This is a genomic window from Streptomyces marokkonensis (genome assembly GCF_008312835.1).
GTDB lineage: Bacteria > Actinomycetota > Actinomycetes > Streptomycetales > Streptomycetaceae > Streptomyces > Streptomyces marokkonensis_A.
Window position 1 is genome coordinate 18,502 of record NZ_VSKS01000029.1, and the last position, 16,657, is coordinate 35,158.

At 72.2% G+C, this 16,657-nt stretch carries 15 protein-coding genes and 2 pseudogenes; 10 read left to right on the plus strand and 7 right to left on the minus strand.

Features of this window, described 5'->3' with window-relative positions:
- Window positions 1–70 precede the first annotated feature (70 nt).
- Window positions 71–1,867: a BACON domain-containing protein gene (locus F1615_RS32890; RefSeq protein WP_149552704.1), complete on the minus strand. Its 1,797-nt coding sequence runs from the start codon at window positions 1,865–1,867 to the stop codon at window positions 71–73.
- A gap of 183 nt (window positions 1,868–2,050) precedes the next feature.
- Between F1615_RS32890 and radA the strand changes: the two genes are divergently transcribed.
- On the plus strand, window positions 2,051–3,460 hold the full coding sequence (radA, locus tag F1615_RS32895) for a DNA repair protein RadA (RefSeq protein ID WP_149552705.1): 1,410 nt from the start codon (window positions 2,051–2,053) through the stop codon (window positions 3,458–3,460).
- Between the two features lie 80 nt (window positions 3,461–3,540).
- Window positions 3,541–4,665, plus strand: coding sequence for a DNA integrity scanning diadenylate cyclase DisA (gene disA, locus F1615_RS32900; protein ID WP_103542999.1), 1,125 nt, complete (start codon window positions 3,541–3,543; stop codon window positions 4,663–4,665).
- A gap of 101 nt (window positions 4,666–4,766) precedes the next feature.
- Here the strand turns inward: disA and F1615_RS32905 are convergent, their stop codons facing one another.
- Window positions 4,767–5,618, minus strand: coding sequence for a hypothetical protein (locus F1615_RS32905; RefSeq protein WP_149552706.1), 852 nt, complete (start codon window positions 5,616–5,618; stop codon window positions 4,767–4,769).
- Window positions 5,619–5,793: 175 nt separating this feature from the next.
- On the opposite strand from F1615_RS32905, the pseudogene F1615_RS36635 reads away from it, so the two are divergent.
- A pseudogene (locus tag F1615_RS36635) lies at window positions 5,794–6,152 on the plus strand (phosphatase PAP2 family protein); the annotation flags it as partial.
- 39 nt (window positions 6,153–6,191) lie between these two features.
- Here the strand turns inward: F1615_RS36635 and F1615_RS32915 are convergent.
- Window positions 6,192–6,536, minus strand: coding sequence for a hypothetical protein (locus F1615_RS32915; RefSeq protein WP_244328934.1), 345 nt, complete (start codon window positions 6,534–6,536; stop codon window positions 6,192–6,194).
- Between the two features lie 196 nt (window positions 6,537–6,732).
- On the opposite strand from F1615_RS32915, the gene F1615_RS32920 reads away from it, so the two are divergent.
- From F1615_RS32920 to cseC, 5 genes are all read left to right on the plus strand, one after another.
- Window positions 6,733–7,668, plus strand: coding sequence for an A/G-specific adenine glycosylase (locus F1615_RS32920; RefSeq protein WP_149552707.1), 936 nt, complete (start codon window positions 6,733–6,735; stop codon window positions 7,666–7,668).
- Between the two features lie 274 nt (window positions 7,669–7,942).
- Window positions 7,943–8,482: a SigE family RNA polymerase sigma factor gene (locus tag F1615_RS32925; RefSeq protein WP_037939834.1), complete on the plus strand. Its 540-nt coding sequence runs from the start codon at window positions 7,943–7,945 to the stop codon at window positions 8,480–8,482.
- Window positions 8,470–9,120 (plus strand): hypothetical protein, encoded by a 651-nt coding sequence (locus F1615_RS32930; RefSeq protein WP_167533926.1) that lies wholly within the window; start codon window positions 8,470–8,472, stop codon window positions 9,118–9,120. Before F1615_RS32925 ends, F1615_RS32930 begins: the two co-directional genes overlap by 13 nt.
- A 168-nt stretch (window positions 9,121–9,288) precedes the next feature.
- Window positions 9,289–9,987, plus strand: coding sequence for a two-component system response regulator CseB (cseB, locus tag F1615_RS32935; RefSeq protein WP_149552708.1), 699 nt, complete (start codon window positions 9,289–9,291; stop codon window positions 9,985–9,987).
- A gap of 8 nt (window positions 9,988–9,995) precedes the next feature.
- Window positions 9,996–11,336 carry a two-component system sensor histidine kinase CseC gene (cseC, locus tag F1615_RS32940; protein WP_149552709.1) on the plus strand — a complete coding sequence of 447 codons (1,341 nt, stop codon included), beginning with the start codon at window positions 9,996–9,998 and terminating at the stop codon, window positions 11,334–11,336.
- Window positions 11,337–11,346: 10 nt separating this feature from the next.
- On the opposite strand, the gene F1615_RS32945 is transcribed toward cseC, so the two are convergent.
- From F1615_RS32945 to F1615_RS32955, 3 genes and pseudogenes are all read right to left on the minus strand, one after another.
- Window positions 11,347–11,790, minus strand: a complete 444-nt coding sequence (locus F1615_RS32945) for a VOC family protein (protein ID WP_149552710.1) — start codon at window positions 11,788–11,790, stop codon at window positions 11,347–11,349.
- Between the two features lie 60 nt (window positions 11,791–11,850).
- A complete protein-coding gene (locus F1615_RS32950) occupies window positions 11,851–12,288 on the minus strand; it encodes a helix-turn-helix transcriptional regulator (protein WP_149552711.1) in 438 nt (145 codons plus the stop codon).
- Between the two features lie 221 nt (window positions 12,289–12,509).
- Window positions 12,510–14,027 (minus strand): annotated as a pseudogene (locus F1615_RS32955) (MDR family MFS transporter); the annotation flags it as partial.
- A gap of 138 nt (window positions 14,028–14,165) precedes the next feature.
- Between F1615_RS32955 and F1615_RS32960 the strand changes: the two are divergent.
- Window positions 14,166–14,762 (plus strand): TetR/AcrR family transcriptional regulator, encoded by a 597-nt coding sequence (locus F1615_RS32960; protein WP_208818466.1) that lies wholly within the window; start codon window positions 14,166–14,168, stop codon window positions 14,760–14,762.
- A 31-nt stretch (window positions 14,763–14,793) separates the two neighbouring features.
- Here the strand turns inward: F1615_RS32960 and F1615_RS32965 are convergent, their stop codons facing one another.
- Entirely contained in the window at window positions 14,794–15,534 is a 741-nt protein-coding gene (locus F1615_RS32965) for a M23 family metallopeptidase (protein ID WP_149552714.1), read from the minus strand.
- Between the two features lie 442 nt (window positions 15,535–15,976).
- Here F1615_RS32965 and F1615_RS32970 point away from each other — a divergent pair, with 442 nt between their 5' ends.
- Complete coding sequence (locus F1615_RS32970) at window positions 15,977–16,618, plus strand: HAD family acid phosphatase (RefSeq protein ID WP_167533927.1); 642 nt, start codon at window positions 15,977–15,979, stop codon at window positions 16,616–16,618.
- Window positions 16,619–16,657 lie beyond the last annotated feature (39 nt).

Genomic DNA, 16,657 nt, shown 5'->3' on the forward strand with positions numbered 1-16,657 from the left:
ACGGACGCCCGGCATCCGGATGTCCGGCAGCCGGACGCCCGGCACCGGAATGCCCGGCACCCGTCGCGGACTACGGCGCGGCCGGGCTCGGGGCGGTGCTGTCGGCCGGGGGCGACGAGTCCCCCGGCTCCGCCGTGCCCGAGCCGGTCGCCACCGGCTCGCCGGGCGTCGGCCCGGTGGGGGTGGGGCCGCCGGTCGTGGGCTCCGGGGCCGGTGAGCCCGGCGGGTCGCTCGGCGTGGGCTCGGAGGGCGCCGGTGTCGCGGGAGCCGGCTCCGGGGCGGGCGACGACGCGGGAGGGTCGCTCGGAGTGCCGGGGTGCGCGGTGCCCGGACCGCCGGGGTGGCCGGAGGGCGGGCCTCCGCCGGGGGCGGACGGGGCGGTGCCGTAACCGTCGATGGTGACGACGGAGGCGGAGGGGGAGACCGCCACGGTCGCGCGCCAGTGGCCGGACGGCTCGCGCAGCTGGTCGACGTACACCCTGATCGTCACCGACTCCCCGGGGCCCAGCGTCCCCGACGCCTGGCTCAGATAGAGCCAGGGCGCTCCCGTCGAGGCCGACCAGCGGACCGGCCCGGAACCGCCGGCGGTCAGGGTGACCAGCGTGGTGTCACCGCTGTGGCCGGCCGTGACGGCCAACGCGGCGGCGCCCTCGTCCCCCGCGCCGGGGACACCGACGACCTCCACGGACACGTCCGCCTCGCCGTCCTCGTCGAAGCGGAGGCCGGGGCGGGTGGCGGCGTTGCCGGTGTTCTGGTAGCCGGCGCCCGCCTCCTCGCCGTCGAGGTCGACGATGCCGCCGTCCTCCCGCGCGGAGGCCGCACGGCCGTCCTGGGCCTCGCCGACGGGGGTGCCCCGGTAGGCGGCCCACAGCGCGAGCACGGGCGCCGCGACGACGGTGGCGACGACGGTCGTCGTGACGGCACGCGCGCGCAGCCGGTCCCGGCGGGCGACACGGTCCTTCGGGTCCACGGGGAAGCCGCGCCGGTCGAAGCGGGGCGCGGCGCCGCGCGCGCGTGGATGGTGCGCCATGGCGGCGTGCAGGGCCGCGCCCGGCGCCGGCAGGACGGGCAGCGCGTCCGGGGTGACGCTGGAGCCGGGCCAGCGGCCCGGAACCGCCCGTTCGGCGGTGCGGCGGCAGCGCGGGCAGTCGTCGACGTGCCGGACGAGTTCGCGGCGCAGGGTCGTGCCGAGCACGAGACGCCGGTCGCCGGTGAGATGCGCCACGCCGGGGCAGGCGCCGGTCTCGACGACGGCGAGCGCCGCGCGGGTGCGCTCCACCTCGCAGGCCGCGGTGGCGAGCAGCTCACGCGCGGCGGACGGCTCCATGCCGAGCACGGAGGCGACCTCGTGGGCGGCGAGGTGGTGGCGCACGGCGAGTTCGAGTGCCTCGCGCTGCTCCGGGGTGGTCCCGGCGGCCTCCGGCCAGGCGAGTTCGGCCAGTTCCCGGCGGCGCTGCTCCTGGACCTCCTCGGAGACGGCAGGGGCGGTGGCCGTCCCGGCCGCCCGCCGCCGTCCGGCGCGGCCCACGGCGTGGCCGGCCCGGTGCTTCTGCTTGGCCTCCGCCAGGGTGCGCAGACACACCCAGCGGGCCAGCGCGTACAGCCAGGCCCTGCGGCTCCCGAGTTCGTCCGGGACGTGCCGCCCGCTGCGCTCCGCGAGCGCCAGGACGTCGGCCAGGGCGGAGGTCGCCGCGTCGTGGTCGCACAGCGCGGACAGGCAGTAGGTGAACAGGCCGTCCAGGTGGGCTTCGTAGCGGGTGGGCGGACGCTGGGCCAGGGTGCGCGCGGCCGCGCGGTCGCGCACTTCCCGGTGCGCCCGGCGTGCTCCGGTCGTGCGGGTCGAGGTTTCCGGGCCGCTGCTCGTCATTCGGCGACCGTAGGCGGCCCGGGGCGGCCCCTCCCGGAGCCCTGCGCACTTTTAATCCGTACGGGTGAAACGATCCCTCAATAGGGGACAGGAACCTTTCACCACCCGCGAGCCGGGCCGTTCCGGACGGCGGCACGAGGGCGTGGACGGCCCGTTGTCAGAGCCTGCCGCTACCTTTTCCGCATGGCTGCCCGTACGAAGACCACCAAGGACCGCCCGTCCTACCGCTGCACCGAGTGCGGCTGGCAGACGGCCAAGTGGCTCGGCCGCTGCCCCGAGTGCCAGGCCTGGGGGACGGTCGAGGAGTACGGCACGCCCGCGGTCCGCACGACGGCGCCCGGGCGGGTCACCACCTCCGCCCTGCCCATCGGCCAGGTGGACGGCCGTCAGGCCACCGCCCGTTCCACCGGCGTGCCCGAGCTGGACCGGGTGCTCGGCGGCGGGCTCGTGCCCGGTGCGGTGGTGCTCGTGGCGGGTGAGCCGGGCGTGGGCAAGTCGACGCTGCTGCTGGACGTCGCGGCCAAGTCGGCGAGCGAGGAGCACCGCACGCTCTATGTCACGGGCGAGGAGTCGGCGAGCCAGGTCCGGCTGCGCGCCGACCGCATCCACGCCATCGACGACCACCTGTACCTGGCCGCCGAGACGGATCTGGCCGCCGTGCTCGGCCACTTGGACGCGGTGAAGCCGTCGCTGCTGATCATGGACTCGGTGCAGACGGTGGCGTCCCCGGAGATCGACGGCGCCCCGGGCGGCATGGCCCAGGTCCGCGAGGTGGCGGGCGCGCTGATCCGGGCCTCCAAGGAGCGCGGGATGTCCACCCTCCTTGTGGGACACGTCACCAAGGACGGCGCGATCGCCGGTCCGCGCCTGCTGGAGCACCTGGTGGACGTCGTCCTGCACTTCGAGGGCGACCGGCACGCGCGGCTGCGCCTGGTGCGCGGGGTGAAGAACCGCTACGGCACCACGGACGAGGTGGGCTGCTTCGAACTGCACGACGAGGGCATCACGGGCCTCGCTGACCCCAGCGGGCTTTTCCTGACCCGCCGTGCCGAACCGGTCCCGGGCACCTGTCTGACCGTCACCCTGGAGGGCCGCCGCCCCCTGGTCGCCGAAGTGCAGGCGCTCACGGTCGACTCGCAGATCCCCTCCCCCCGGCGCACCACGTCCGGTCTGGAGACGTCACGGGTGTCGATGATGCTGGCGGTGCTGGAACAGCGCGGTCGCATCAGCGCCTTGGGCAAACGGGACATTTACTCCGCGACGGTCGGCGGGGTGAAGCTCTCCGAACCGGCGGCCGACCTGGCCGTCGCGCTGGCGCTGGCGTCGGCGGCGAGCGACACCCCGCTGCCGAAGAACCTGGTCGCGATCGGCGAGGTCGGCCTCGCCGGCGAGGTGAGACGGGTCACGGGCGTCCAGCGCAGGCTCTCCGAGGCGCACCGCCTGGGCTTCACGCACGCCCTGGTCCCGGGCGATCCGGGCAAGGTCCCGCCGGGCATGAAGGTGCTGGAAGTCGCGGACATAGGGGACGCGCTGCGCGTCCTCCCGCGCTCCCGTCGCCGAGAGGCCCCACGGGACGAGGAGGACCGCCGGTAGACTTTGCCCAGGTCTCGCCCGTCCGTACGAACCGAGTGCGCGAAACGGGGGCGCCCAGAACCTGCGACCGGAGGAGTGCAGTGGCAGCCAACGACCGGGCAGCGGCTCCCGGAAAGTCCGGTGGGAGTGCCGGTTCCGAGGGCCTGATGCGCGCCTCGCTGAGCGCCGTGGCACCGGGCACCAGCCTGCGTGACGGCCTGGAGCGCGTGCTCCGCGGCAACACCGGCGGGCTCATCGTGCTCGGCTTCGACAAGACGGTCGAGACGCTGTGCAGCGGCGGCTTCGTGCTGGACGTCGAGTTCACCGCGACCCGGCTGCGCGAACTGTGCAAGCTGGACGGCGGCATCGTCCTGTCGTCCGACCTGTCCAAGATCCTGCGGGCGGGCGTCCAGCTCGTGCCGGATCCCACCATCCCCACCGAGGAGACCGGCACCCGGCACCGCACCGCCGACCGCGTCTCCAAGCAGGTCGGCTTCCCCGTGGTCTCGGTGTCGCAGTCGATGCGCCTGATCGCGCTGTACGTCGACGGCCACCGCCGCGTCCTGGAGGACTCGGCGGCGATCCTGTCCCGTGCCAACCAGGCCCTGGCCACCCTGGAGCGCTACAAGCTCCGCCTCGACGAGGTGGCCGGCACGCTGTCGGCGCTGGAGATCGAGGACCTGGTGACCGTCCGGGACGTCTCGGCGGTCGCGCAGCGGCTGGAGATGGTGCGCCGCATCGCCACCGAAATCGCCGAGTACGTGGTGGAACTGGGCACCGACGGGCGTCTCCTCGCCCTCCAGCTCGACGAGTTGATCGCGGGCGTGGAGCCGGAGCGCGAACTGGTCGTGCGGGACTACGTGCCCGAGCCCACCGCCAAGCGCTCCCGCACGGTCGACGAGGCCCTCCACGAGCTGAACGTGCTCACCCACGCGGAGCTGCTGGAGCTGTCGACCGTGGCACGCGCCCTCGGCTACACCGGTTCCCCCGAGACCCTGGACTCGGCGGTGTCGCCCCGCGGCTTCCGTCTGCTGGCCAAGGTGCCGAGGCTGCCCGGCGCGATCATCGACCGCCTGGTGGAGCACTTCGGCGGCCTGCAGAAGCTGCTGGCCGCCAGCGTGGACGATCTGCAGACGGTGGACGGCGTCGGCGAGGCGCGGGCGCGGAGCGTGCGCGAGGGCCTGTCGAGGCTGGCGGAGAGCTCGATCCTCGAGCGGTACGTGTAGCACCCCCGGCTTCCGGTCGCCGGTGTCGGCCGGGGTGTGCCCCGGCTGCCGGTGCTCGCGGGGTGCCCGCACCGGGGGAGGCACGACTGCCCGCGGGCGGGTCAGTCCGCCTCCAGCACGAACGACGTCCGGACCTTCTCGAATCCCGGTGCCTTCGCCTCCACCAGGTACGTCCCCGGCTTCGCCGCCCCCGCCTTCGGCGTCGCGCACTCCGGCGCGCTCGCCTTGCGGTCCCACTTCACCGTGTAGGTGATGCCGTCCTCCGCCGGCACCCGGAACACCAGGCTCCGGGCCCCCTTCGGACAGTCGTCCGACGCCCAGAACGCGTCGTCACCGCTCGCCTCGGTCACCGTCAACACCGCGCTCTCCGGCCCGAGATCGATCCTGCAGTCACTGCCCGAGGTGTTCCGCGCGGTCAGCAGGAACGTCGGCGTCTGCCCCGGCTCGTAGGCGTTGCGGGCACTGCGCAGGCTGAACTTCACCGCTTTCGCGGTGCAGTTGGGCAGCCCCGACCCGGACCCGGCCGGCAACGCGTCCCCCGCGCCGACCCCGGCCGACGTACCGCCCTCGGAACCGCCACCGGCGCTGCCTCCCGCGCCGCCGGCGCCACCGGAGTCCGCGGGGTCGCCGCCTGCGCCGTCGTCACCCGCGCCGGACGACGATCCACCGGAACCGCCGGACCCGCCCGAGTCGGTTCCTCCGTCCCCCGACTCGTCCCGCCCACCCGGCGCCTGACTGATCGCGGGTCCCGAACTCGACGGCCCCGGCGTGATGGACGGCGCGGGATTCTTGCCGTTGGCCCCGTTGTCACCGCCGTTGCCACCCCCGCCGCCGGAGACGACGACCCAGGTGATCAACAACGCCAACAGGGCCAGTACGGACAGCAGTACGGCCCTCCTTCGCCAGTAGATGGAGGAGGGAAGCGGCCCGACCGGATTGCGCAGAGATCCCACGGCGCAAACCTTACGAGAGATCGACGCGTTCGCCGGTCCCACCCGCCGCTCAGAGCAACAACTTTTCAGGATCATCATCCCGGAAACCGCCCTGTGACCCCTGACGTTCGTCGGGTGCGGCACCCGACGATCGCGGGGTGTGACCGTTCCGGCGTCTCACCTACGGTCCGTGACCATGGCTTCGTGGACAGCGGGCTCTGCCGCGACATCACCGGCTACGCACGGGACACCCCGGCGTGGGTGCGGCACACGGCCGAGATCGGGACGGAAGCGGGACTGCTGGTCTTCGTCGCGCTGTTCGTGGCCGGCTGGTGGCGGGCCCGGCGTGCGCACACCCGGGCGTTCGCGATCGCGGCCCTTGCGCCTCTGGTCACGGCCGTGGCGTATGTGTGCAGCGAGATGCTCAAGTCCCTTGTGGCGGAGGAACGTCCGTGCCGTGCGGTCGCAGGTGCCGCCCCGTCCCTCGCGGAGTGCCCGCCGCACGGCGACTGGTCGTTCCCGATCAACCACGCCACGATCGCGGGTGCCTCGGCCTCCGCACCCTCGCCTCGTCGTCGGCCGGCAGGACCCGGATCATCGTGCGAACTCCTCGTACTTCTCGTACTCCTCCCGGCCTTCGCCGGGCGGACCGACGCGCGGGCTCACGTTCTCGGCGGCGAGGCGGCCCGCGCCGTCGAAGCACAGCCGGACGTGGCCGACGGCGACGAACAGCTCACCGCTCGCGCGGCAGTAACGGCAGTCGGTGCCCTCGGGCGGCGCGGGCGCGCGGTCCGACGGCGGGTCCTGGATGTGCCGGTCCGGCAGCACCCGCGCGACCTCCTCGACCGGTGTGCCCGGGCGCAGCCCGGCGTACGCGGCCGGTTCCAGCACCGAGTGCCGCTCGGTGTACGCGTACCAGCCGATGCCCGACGCCCGCACAGGCGGCGGCACCGATACCGGCGGCGACACGGCGCCGGGCCCGGGTGAAGGGCGCGGACGGCGGACGCGGCACGGCGGACGGGGCCGCCTGCGCCGGGATCCGATGTGACCGGCGGCGCCTTACGGGTCCCCCGCGCCCGCCGGGCCGTGGCGCTCCCCCCGGAGGCGGGGCCCGGCGTGGCAGGATCGGTGTGTCATGACTGCTCCCACGAAGCCCCCGTACGGCGACGCCGCCGATTCCGCGTCCGAGCGCGCTCCCGGTGAGCCGCTGCACTCCCCCGTCATCGACTGGTTCGACGAGCACGCCCGGGACCTGCCGTGGCGGCGCCCGGAGGCCGGTGCATGGGGGGTGATGGTCAGTGAGTTCATGCTCCAGCAGACCCCGGTGAACCGGGTCCTGCCCGTCTACGAGCAGTGGCTGGCCCGCTGGCCGCGCCCCGCCGACCTCGCCGCGGAGGCGCCCGGCGAGGCCGTCCGCGCCTGGGGCCGGCTCGGCTACCCGCGCCGCGCGCTGCGGCTGCACGGCGCCGCGGTCGCCATAACGGAACGGCACGGCGGTGACGTCCCGGCGGACCACGCCCAGCTGCTGGCGCTGCCCGGCATCGGCGAGTACACGGCCGCCGCCGTGGCGTCGTTCGCCTACGGACAGCGTCACGCGGTGCTGGACACCAACGTCCGCCGGGTGTTCGCCCGCGCGGTCACCGGTACGCAGTACCCGCCGAACGCCACCACCGCCGCCGAGCGCCGGCTCGCCCGGGCCCTGCTGCCGGAGGACGCCTCGACCGCCGCGCGGTGGGCCGCCGCCTCCATGGAGCTGGGCGCGCTGGTGTGCACGGCGAAGAACGAGTCGTGCCAGCGCTGCCCGATCGCCGCCCAGTGCGCCTGGCGGCTGGCGGGCAAGCCGGCCCACGAGGGTCCGCCGCGCCGCGGTCAGACGTACGCGGGCACGGACCGGCAGGTCCGTGGGCGGCTGCTGGCCGTGCTGCGGGAGGCGCACGGGCCGGTGCCGCAGACCGCCCTGGACCGGGTGTGGCACGAGCCGGTGCAGCGTGCCCGCGCGCTGGACGGTCTGGTCGCCGACGGGTTGGTGGAGCCGCTGCCGGGCGGTCTGTACCGGCTGCCGCTGACCTGAATCGAGCCACACCGGTCCACTGCCGCCCCCTCCGCGCAACCGGGCGTACCAGCGTATAACCATCTCGATCAGGCAACCGCTTTACCCCCTTCCTCCTTCCGTTACACAACCGACGGACAGCCGAGGGCTGCCCGCAAGCTGCCTCGGACAGTGCCGTGACAACGCCTCCGTACCTTCGATCACGTGCTCGGCAAGGGCACGACGGCCAAGGAACACAGGCAGTGCGACCGGCCCGCAGGGGCGGGCCGGAACGGGGAGCGGAAGGCGGTTCACCATGGCGCAGGGCGAGGTGCTCGAGTTCGAGGAGTACGTCCGCACCCGGCAGGACGCGCTGTTGCGCAGCGCCCGCCGCCTGGTCCCGGACCCCGTGGACGCGCAGGACCTGCTGCAGACCGCGCTCGCCCGGACGTACGGCCGCTGGGAGACCATCGAGGACAAGCGGCTGGCCGACGCCTATCTGCGCCGCGTGATGATCAATACGCGCACGGAGTGGTGGCGGGCCCGCAAGCTGGAGGAGGTGCCCACCGAGCAGCTCCCGGAGTCGTGTGTGGACGACTCCACCGAGCAGCACGCGGACCGGGCCCTGCTGATGGACGTCCTGAAGGTGCTCGCCCCGAAGCAGCGCAGTGTGGTCGTGCTGCGACACTGGGAGCAGATGTCCACGGACGAGACGGCCGCCGCCCTCGGTATGTCGGCCGGAACGGTCAAGAGCACGCTGCACCGGGCGCTCGCCCGGCTCCGCGAGGAGCTGGAGGCGCGCGATCTGGACGCACGCGCGCTGGAGCGTGAGGAGCGGGAGCGTTGCGCGGCCTGACCGGCCCGGGGTCCGCACGGACCCGGTCCACCGCCCGGGCGGCGATCGCGGCGACGGCCGCGCTCGCCGCTGTCGTGCTGTTCACCGGCGGTTGCGGCACGGGCGGCACCGGAGCCCGGGACGAGGGCCCGGCGCACGCGGACTCCGTGGCGAGCGCGGCCGCGCCGTCGGCCTCGCCCGCACGGACCCCCGACCGGGTGGACGCGGTCCGGTTGGTCAAGGCGGACCCGGCGGTCTCGGCGGAGGTCAAGCGGGAGCTCAAACCGTGCGTCGCCGACGAGTACCCCGTCGACGTGAGCTACGGGAACCTCACCGGAGGAACCGTCGACGACGTCGTCGTCAACGTGCTGACCTGCGGGGACCCCGTGGGCGTCGGCTCGTACGTGTACCGCGACCAGGGCGGTGCGTATGTGAACGCGTTCACCGCCGAGGAGCCCCCGGTGTACGCGGAGATCGACCGCGGGGACCTGGTGGTGACCAAGCAGGTGTACGACCGCGACGACCCGGTGTCGAATCCGTCCGGCGAGCATGTGATCACGTACCGCTGGGCCTCGGACCGGTTCGACGAGGAGTACCACACGTACAACGACTACGGGCAGGTGGCCGGCGCAGAGCCGCCGCCGATGCCCGACAGCTGAGACGTGGCTCACGGCGTGAACCGGCGGGATCACCCAGTCCGATGAAGGGATGAACCCCGCACGCCGCTCACGCGTCCGTCCGGTGGGGCGAGGAGAACGCACCGGGCGGACCGGGAGGACCGCGTCCGTACACCGATCCGAGATCACACGAGGACAGAGAGCACCGGGATGGCAGAACAGACCCACGTCCTGTTCGTCGAGGACGACGACGTCATCCGCGAGGCCACCCAGCTCGCCCTGGAGCGGGACGGCTTCGCGGTCACCGCGAGGCCCGACGGGCTGTCGGGCCTGGAGGCGTTCCGGGCCGACCGGCCGGACATCGCCCTCCTCGACGTCATGGTGCCCGGGCTCGACGGGGTCAGCCTGTGCCGGCGCATCCGGGACGAGTCGATGGTCCCGGTGATCATGCTGTCCGCGCGGGCCGACGCCATCGACGTGGTGCTGGGCCTGGAGGCGGGCGCCGACGACTATGTGACCAAGCCGTTCGACGGGGCCGTCCTGGTGGCCCGTATCCGCGCGGTGCTGCGGCGCTTCGGCCGGGCGGGCAGCGGCCGGGAGGAGCAGGACGCCCCGGACGACGGGGGCCTGTTGGCCTTCGGCGAGCTGGAGATCGACACGGAGGGCATGGAGGTGCGCAGGGCCGGGCAGCCGGTGGCGCTGACGCCGACCGAGATGCGGCTGCTGCTGGAGTTCTCCGCGGCGCCGGGCACCGTGCTCTCCCGCGACAAGCTGCTCGAACGGGTGTGGGAGTACGGCTGGGGCGGTGACACCCGGGTCGTGGACGTCCATGTGCAGCGGCTGCGTACGAAGATCGGCCAGGACCGTATCGAGACGGTCCGCGGCTTCGGCTACAAGTTGAAGGCCTGAGCGAGCGGATGCGGGGGTACTTCCGGCGCCTGGTGGCGGCGTGCGTCGACCGGGCGGGCATCGGGGCGGGTCTGAGGTGGAAGCTCAGTGCGGCCATCGCGCTGGTCGGGGCACTGGTGGCGGTCGTGCTCAGCCTGGTGGTGCACAACGCGGCGCGGGTGTCGATGCTGGACAACGCGCGCGACCTGGCCGACGAGCGCATCATGATCGCCCAGCGCAACTACGAGATGTCCGGGCGGCTGAACTTCCCCAACACCAAGATCGACGATCCTCGGCTGCCGAAGGAACTGCGGGAGAAGGCCGAGGCGGGGCGGCGGGCGACCTATGTGACCGACCGGAGCGGGGCGCCCGACATCTGGGCGGCCGTGCCGCTGAAGAACGGGCACGTGATGTCCCTGCACTCCGGTTTCACCGACCGCAGCTCGGACATTCTCACGGACCTCGACCAGGCCCTGGTGATCGGTTCCATCGCGGTCGTGCTGGGCGGCAGCGCGCTCGGGGTGCTCATCGGCGGGCATCTGTCGCGGCGGCTGCGCAAGGCTGCCAGCGCCGCCAACCGGGTCGCCAAGGGCGAGACGGACGTCCGGGTGCGGGAGGCCATCGGCGGCGTGGTGCGGGACGAGACCGACGATCTGGCCAGCGCGGTGGACGCCATGGCGGACGCGCTGCGGCAGCGGCTGGAGGCCGAGCGCCGGGTCACCGCCGACATCGCGCACGAGCTGCGCACGCCGGTGACCGGCCTGCTCACCGCGGCCGAGCTGCTGCCGCCGGGCCGGCCGACGGAGCTGGTGCTGGACCGGGCCAAGGCGATGCGCACCCTCGTGGAGGACGTCCTGGAGGTGGCCCGGCTGGACAGCGCCTCCGAACGGGCCGAGCTGCAGGACATCCTGCTGGGGGAGTTCGTGGCCCGGCGGGTCGCGGCGAAGGAGCCGGACGCCACGGTGCACGTGGTGCACGAGTCGGAGGTCACCACCGACCCGCGGCGTCTGGAGCGGGTGCTGTTCAACCTGCTCGCCAACGCCGCCCGGCACGGCAGGCCGCCCCTCGAGGTCACCGTCGAGGGCCGGGTCATCCGGGTCCGGGACCACGGGCCCGGCTTCCCCGAGGCACTGCTCGCCGAGGGACCGAGCCGCTTCCGCACCGGCAGCGCCGACCGGGCCGGCCGCGGTCACGGCCTGGGCCTGACCATCGCGGCCGGTCAGGCCCGGGTGCTTGGCGCGCGGCTCACCTTCCGCAACGTACGACCCGCGGGGGCGCCGGACGGCGTGCCGGCCGAGGGCGCGGTCGCCGTGCTGTGGCTGCCGGAGCACGCGCCGACGAACACCGGGAGCTATCCCGTACTGACGTAGCGGGGGCGCCTCAGGAGGACCAGGCCTGGTCCAGGTCGAGACCGCCCTCGCGGTGCTGGGTGAAGGAGAACCAGTTGCCCGAGTCGTCGCGGAACAGCGCCTCGATGCCGTACGGGCGCTCCTGCGGTTCCTGGATGAACTCCACCCCGCGGTCCTTGAGCTTGGCGTAGTCGCCGTGGATGTCGTCGGTGGTCAGGACGCCCGCGCCGAGTGCGCCCTTGGCCACCAGCTTCCTGATCATCTCGGCGGACTCGGGGTCCGTGCCCGAGCCGGGGACCATCAGCGTCAGCTCCACGTCGGGCTGGTCGGGTGCGCCCACGGTGAGCCAGCGCATGCCGCCCTCGCCCATCGTCATGTCCGTGCGGACCTCCAGACCCAGTTTCTCCGTGTAGAACTCCTTCGCCCGGTCCTGGTCGAGGACCCAGACGGTGGAGATGGCGAGACCCTTGATCATGACGTACTCCCTGTTCGCGGCCGTTTCCGCACTGCCCTGCCACCGTAGGCGGCGGCGGAGTCAGTCCGCTTCTCCGGAATTGCGCCGTGCGCCCGCCGAGCCGGGCCCGGGTCTGAAGCCGCCGGCCCAGAGCATGGCGTAGCAGCCGGGTATCAGGGCGGCGCCGCGGCCCACATGCTTGACGCGGTACTCGCTCGGGGTGAGGCCGGTCCAGGTCTTGAACCGCGCCGAGAAGGTGCCCAGGCTGCTGAAGCCGACCAGGTGGCAGATCTCCGTCACCGACAGGTTGGCGGTGCGCAGCAGGTCCTCGGCACGCTCGATCCGGCGGTGGGTGAGGTACTGGCCCGGGGTCTCGCCGTACGTCTCCTTGAAGGCGCGCAGGAAGTGGTAGCGCGAGTAGCCGGCGTGCGCGGCGATCGCGGACAGGTCGAGGTCCGGGTCGGCCCAGTCCCGGTCCATCGCGTCCTTGGCCAGCCGCAACTGGCGCGCCTTGTCCATGCCTTCGATGGTGGCACGGGGCTCTGACATCAAGTCGGGTCCGGGCCTGGGCGTACGGAAGGACCCCCGGGGGCGTGGGCGCCGCCGGGGGTCTTCGTGCCGCTCGTCCTGCCGCTCGGCAGGGCTGTTCTCCCTGCCGCTCGGGGGAGGCCTCGGACGGAGTCGGTCACCGCCGCGGCCGCCGGGGCGCCGTCGCCGGTGTCCTTCCTGCCCGGGCCTCAGCCCTTCAGCGGGACCTCCTTCACGAACACGGCCGCCACCAGCGAGACCACCGCGATCACGGCACCCAGGAGGAACGCCGAGTGCGTGCCCGAGGACACCGCGTACTGGTAGGCCTCGCGTGCCGCGTCCGGCAGCTTCGCCAGGCTCTCCGCGTCCAGCTGGGCGGACCCCTCGGTCACCTGGGAGCCCGGCGCACCGGCCTTCTCGGCCATGACGTCCTGGACGCGGCCGTTGAACAGCGCGCCCATGACCGCGACGCCGAAGGACGAGCCGAGGGTGCGGAAGAGGGTGGCGGACGAGGACGCCACACCCATGTCCTTCATCTCCACGCTGTTCTGCGCGACCAGCATGGTGATCTGCATCAGGCAGCCCATGCCGAGACCGACCACGGCCATGAAGACTCCGGAGGTGAAGCGGGAGGTGCCGGTGTCCATCGTGGACAGCAGGTACAGGCCGACGATCATCAGCGCGCTGCCGAGGACCGGGAAGACCTTGTACCGGCCGGTGCTGGTGGTCACCCGGCCCGCGACCATCGAGGTGACCAGCATCGCGCCGAGCATGGGCAGGAGCAGCAGACCGGAGTTGGTGGCGGAGGCGCCCTGCACGGCCTGCTGGTACAGCGGCAGGAAGAGCGTGGCGCCGAACATCACGAAGCCGGTGATGAAGCCGATCACGGACATCAGCGTGAAGTTACGGCTGCGGAAGATGTGCAGCGGGAGCACCGGTTCGGCGGCCCGGGTCTGCCAGAACACGAAACCGACGAGCGAGGCGACACCGAGACCGATCAGCTCCATGATCCGCGCGGAGGTCCAGGCGTACTCCGTACCGCCCCAAGTGGTGACCAGCACGACGGCGGTGATGCCGACGGTCAGCAGGACGACCCCGAGGTAGTCGATGCCGGCCTCGGCGCGCTTCTTCGGCAGATGCAGGACGACGCCCACGGCGGCCAGTGCCACCGCGCCGAGCGGCAGGTTGATGTAGAAGGCCCAGCGCCAGCCCCAGTTGTCGGTGATGGTGCCGCCGACCAGGGGCCCGCCGATCATCGCCAGCGCCATGACGGCGGCCATCATGCCCTGGTACTTGCCGCGCTCGCGGGGCGGGATGAGGTCGCCGATGATCGCCATGACGCCGACCATCAGACCGCCGGCGCCCAGGCCCTGCACCGCGCGGAAGCCGATCAGCTCGCCCATGTTCTGCGCCATGCCGCTGAGCGCGGAGCCGATCAGGAAGATCACGATGGACGTCATGAACGTGGCCTTGCGCCCGTACATGTCGCCGAGCTTGCCCCAGACCGGAGTGGAGGCAGCGGTCGCGAGGGTGTAGGAGGTGACCACCCAGGACAGGTGCTCCAGGCCGCCCAGCTCGCCCACGATCGTGGGCATCGCCGTACCGATGATCATGTTGTCGAGCATGGCCAGCATCATCGCGATCATGAGTGCGAGCAGGACCACCCGCACACTGCGCGGCTGTTTGCCGCCGTCCTTCTCGGCGATCTCCGCCGTTACTGTGTCCGCCATCGGTTCTCACTCCCCCGGCCACCGTGGTGTGGCCACCGCTACTTACTTGCCGCCCGGCTAGTTTCCTGCCCAGGGAAGCTAGTCGCGCAGCTAGCCGGTCGTCAAGTAAGTTTTTGCCAAGACGGGTCGAGTAGGAGGATGGGCGGCACCATGGACGGCACCAGAAAGCGGCGCCGCGGGAACACCCGCCAGCGCATCCAGGACGTGGCGCTCGAACTCTTCGCCGAGCAGGGCTACGAGAAGACCTCGCTGCGCGAGATCGCCGAGTGCCTGGACGTCACCAAGGCGGCGCTCTACTACCACTTCAAGACCAAGGAAGAGATCCTCGTCAGCATCTTCGAGGACCTCTCGCGGCCGATCGAGGAGCTGATCGAGTGGGGGCGGCAGCAGCCGCACTCGCTGGAGACCAAGCAGGAGATCATCCGCCGCTACAGCGAGGCCCTGACGGGCGCCGCCCCGCTGTTCCGCTTCATGCAGGAGAACCAGGCGACGATCCGCGAGCTGCGCATCGGCGAGATGTTCAAGACCCGCATGCTCGGGCTGCGGGACATCCTCATGGACCCGGACGCCGATCTGGTCGACCAGGTGCGCTGCGTCAGCGCCCTGTTCACCATGCACGCGGGGATGCACGTCCTGCAGGACGTGGAAAGCGACCCCGAGGAGAAGCGCAAGGCCGTCCTCGAGGTCGCCACCGATCTGATCACCCAGGCCCACCGGGGTTCCGGGGGCGGTTAGGCACTGTCGCGCGCCCGGGGTGTCGTCCGGGTCAGAGGTTGACGCCGTTGACGCGCAGGAACTTCGCCGGGTCGACGGCGGAGCCGTAGTTCGGGGTGGTGCGGATCTCGAAGTGCAGGTGGGGTCCGCTGGAGTTGCCGGTGTTGCCGGACAGGGCGATCTTCTGGCCGGTCTTGACGATCTGGCCGACCTTCACGTTGACCGAGGACAGGTGGGCGTACTGGGAGTACGTCTTGTTGCCGTGCTTGATCACGACGGCGTTGCCGTAGGCGGGGCCGTCGCCGGCGCCGTTGCCGCCGGCCTTGACGACGGTGCCGCCGTGGGTGGCGAGGACCGGGGTGCCGGTGGGGACGGCGTAGTCCTGGCCGGAGTGCTTGGAGGCCCACATGCCGCCGTTCTGGGCGAAGCTCGCGGACAGCTTGTAGCTCTTCACCGGGGAGACCCAGGACGCCTGCTTCTTCGCGGCCGCCTGCTTGGCCGCCTTCTTCGCCTGGACGGCCTTCGCGGCCGCGGCCTTCTTCGCCTCGACGGCCTTGGCGGCCTTGGCCTGCGCGGCCTCGGCCTGCGCGGCGGCCTGCGCCTTCGCGGCCTCGGCCTGGGCGGCGGCCTGCGCCTGAACGGCACCGGCGGCGCCGGATGCGGCCGTGGTGTCGACGGCGGCCGCGACCCCGGCCCCCAGTGCGACCGAGGCCCCCAGGCCGGCGGCCAGCACGGCCGCGCGGGTGCGGATCAGGGACGTACGGGAGGAACGGGACGTGACGCGCTGGGACATCTCAACCTCATCAGGAAGGGGACAGAGGAAAACCACCCGGCGCACAGGACCGCGCCGCGGTGGCCATTCAGTGGTAACCCGTCCGTCCAGAAAGCCGCAAAGGTGTGATCTACGACGTAACGTCGTACTTACGGCCTGAGATGCACGTCTCTTGACAGAGCCCTCTTACGAGGCAAAACCCCCATTTCAGGCTGATCGATCAAAGCATTGCGTTAAATGTCCGATTTGCTTTCTACCCTGTTCTCACTATTCCAGGTAGTACCGGACATAACGCCTGTGCGGCATGTCACCGGGCCGCGGGGTCTGCCGCGCCAGAAATGTGGCGCAGGCCTCTATGCACCTACCGTCCGGTAACCCTACGGTTCACCTCGCGTCACCCTCGCACACGAACATGCACACGACATGTTGGCAGCGTCACGGACGTGAGAGGACCCCCCACGATATGAGAAGCCGACGCCCCCTGTTGCGCCGCGTATCGGTGACCGCCGTTTCCGCGACCGCTCTGGTGGCCCTCGCCGCACCGGCCGAGGCCACGACCCCCTCCGGCTCCCCCGCCGTCGTCACCGCGGCCCCGGCCGCCACCGCCGCGGACGTCGACTACGACACCTGGCAGCGGGACTGCAGGGCGGTCATGGACCAGGCCCTGCCCTATCTGAAGCAGCGGATCGCGGACACCGGGCCTGGCGAGAAGCAGGCGATCGTGCTCGACATCGACAACACGGCCCTGGAGACCGACTTCGGTTTCAGCTTCCCCCAGCCGGCCAACGAGCCCGTTCTGGAGGTCGCCCGGTACGCCGAGGAACGCGGTGTCGACCTGTTCTTCGTGACCGCCCGTCCCGGCATCATCCACGCGCCCACCGAGTGGAACCTCGACCAGGCCGGCTACGAGTCCTCCGGCCTGTACGTCCGCGGCTTCCTCGACCTGTTCAAGAACGTCGCCGACTACAAGACGGCCCAGCGCGTCGCCATCGAACGGAAGGGCTACACGATCATCGCCAACATCGGCAACAGCCCCACCGACCTGTCGGGCGGCCACGCCGAGAAGACCTTCAAGCTGCCGGACTACGACGGCCGGCTGTCCTGAACCGGCCGCAGCCACGGACAAAGGGGTCTGCCCCGGGAC

What these genes read in the sequence shown, in the direction of transcription:
- F1615_RS32945 (WP_149552710.1), bottom strand. Translation starts at nt 11,790, where the DNA reads ATGATCAAGGGTCTCGCCATCTCCACCGTCTGGGTCCTCGACCAGGAC.
- F1615_RS32960 (WP_208818466.1), top strand. Translation starts at nt 14,166, where the DNA reads ATGGGCGGCACCATGGACGGCACCAGAAAGCGGCGCCGCGGGAACACC.
- F1615_RS32950 (WP_149552711.1), bottom strand. Translation starts at nt 12,288, where the DNA reads ATGGACAAGGCGCGCCAGTTGCGGCTGGCCAAGGACGCGATGGACCGG.
- F1615_RS32920 (WP_149552707.1), top strand. Translation starts at nt 6,733, where the DNA reads ATGACTGCTCCCACGAAGCCCCCGTACGGCGACGCCGCCGATTCCGCG.
- radA (WP_149552705.1), top strand. Translation starts at nt 2,051, where the DNA reads ATGGCTGCCCGTACGAAGACCACCAAGGACCGCCCGTCCTACCGCTGC.
- cseB (WP_149552708.1), top strand. Translation starts at nt 9,289, where the DNA reads ATGGCAGAACAGACCCACGTCCTGTTCGTCGAGGACGACGACGTCATC.
- F1615_RS32890 (WP_149552704.1), bottom strand. Translation starts at nt 1,867, where the DNA reads ATGACGAGCAGCGGCCCGGAAACCTCGACCCGCACGACCGGAGCACGC.
- F1615_RS32925 (WP_037939834.1), top strand. Translation starts at nt 7,943, where the DNA reads ATGGCGCAGGGCGAGGTGCTCGAGTTCGAGGAGTACGTCCGCACCCGG.
- F1615_RS32970 (WP_167533927.1), top strand. Translation starts at nt 15,977, where the DNA reads ATGAGAAGCCGACGCCCCCTGTTGCGCCGCGTATCGGTGACCGCCGTT.
- cseC (WP_149552709.1), top strand. Translation starts at nt 9,996, where the DNA reads ATGCGGGGGTACTTCCGGCGCCTGGTGGCGGCGTGCGTCGACCGGGCG.
- F1615_RS32965 (WP_149552714.1), bottom strand. Translation starts at nt 15,534, where the DNA reads ATGTCCCAGCGCGTCACGTCCCGTTCCTCCCGTACGTCCCTGATCCGC.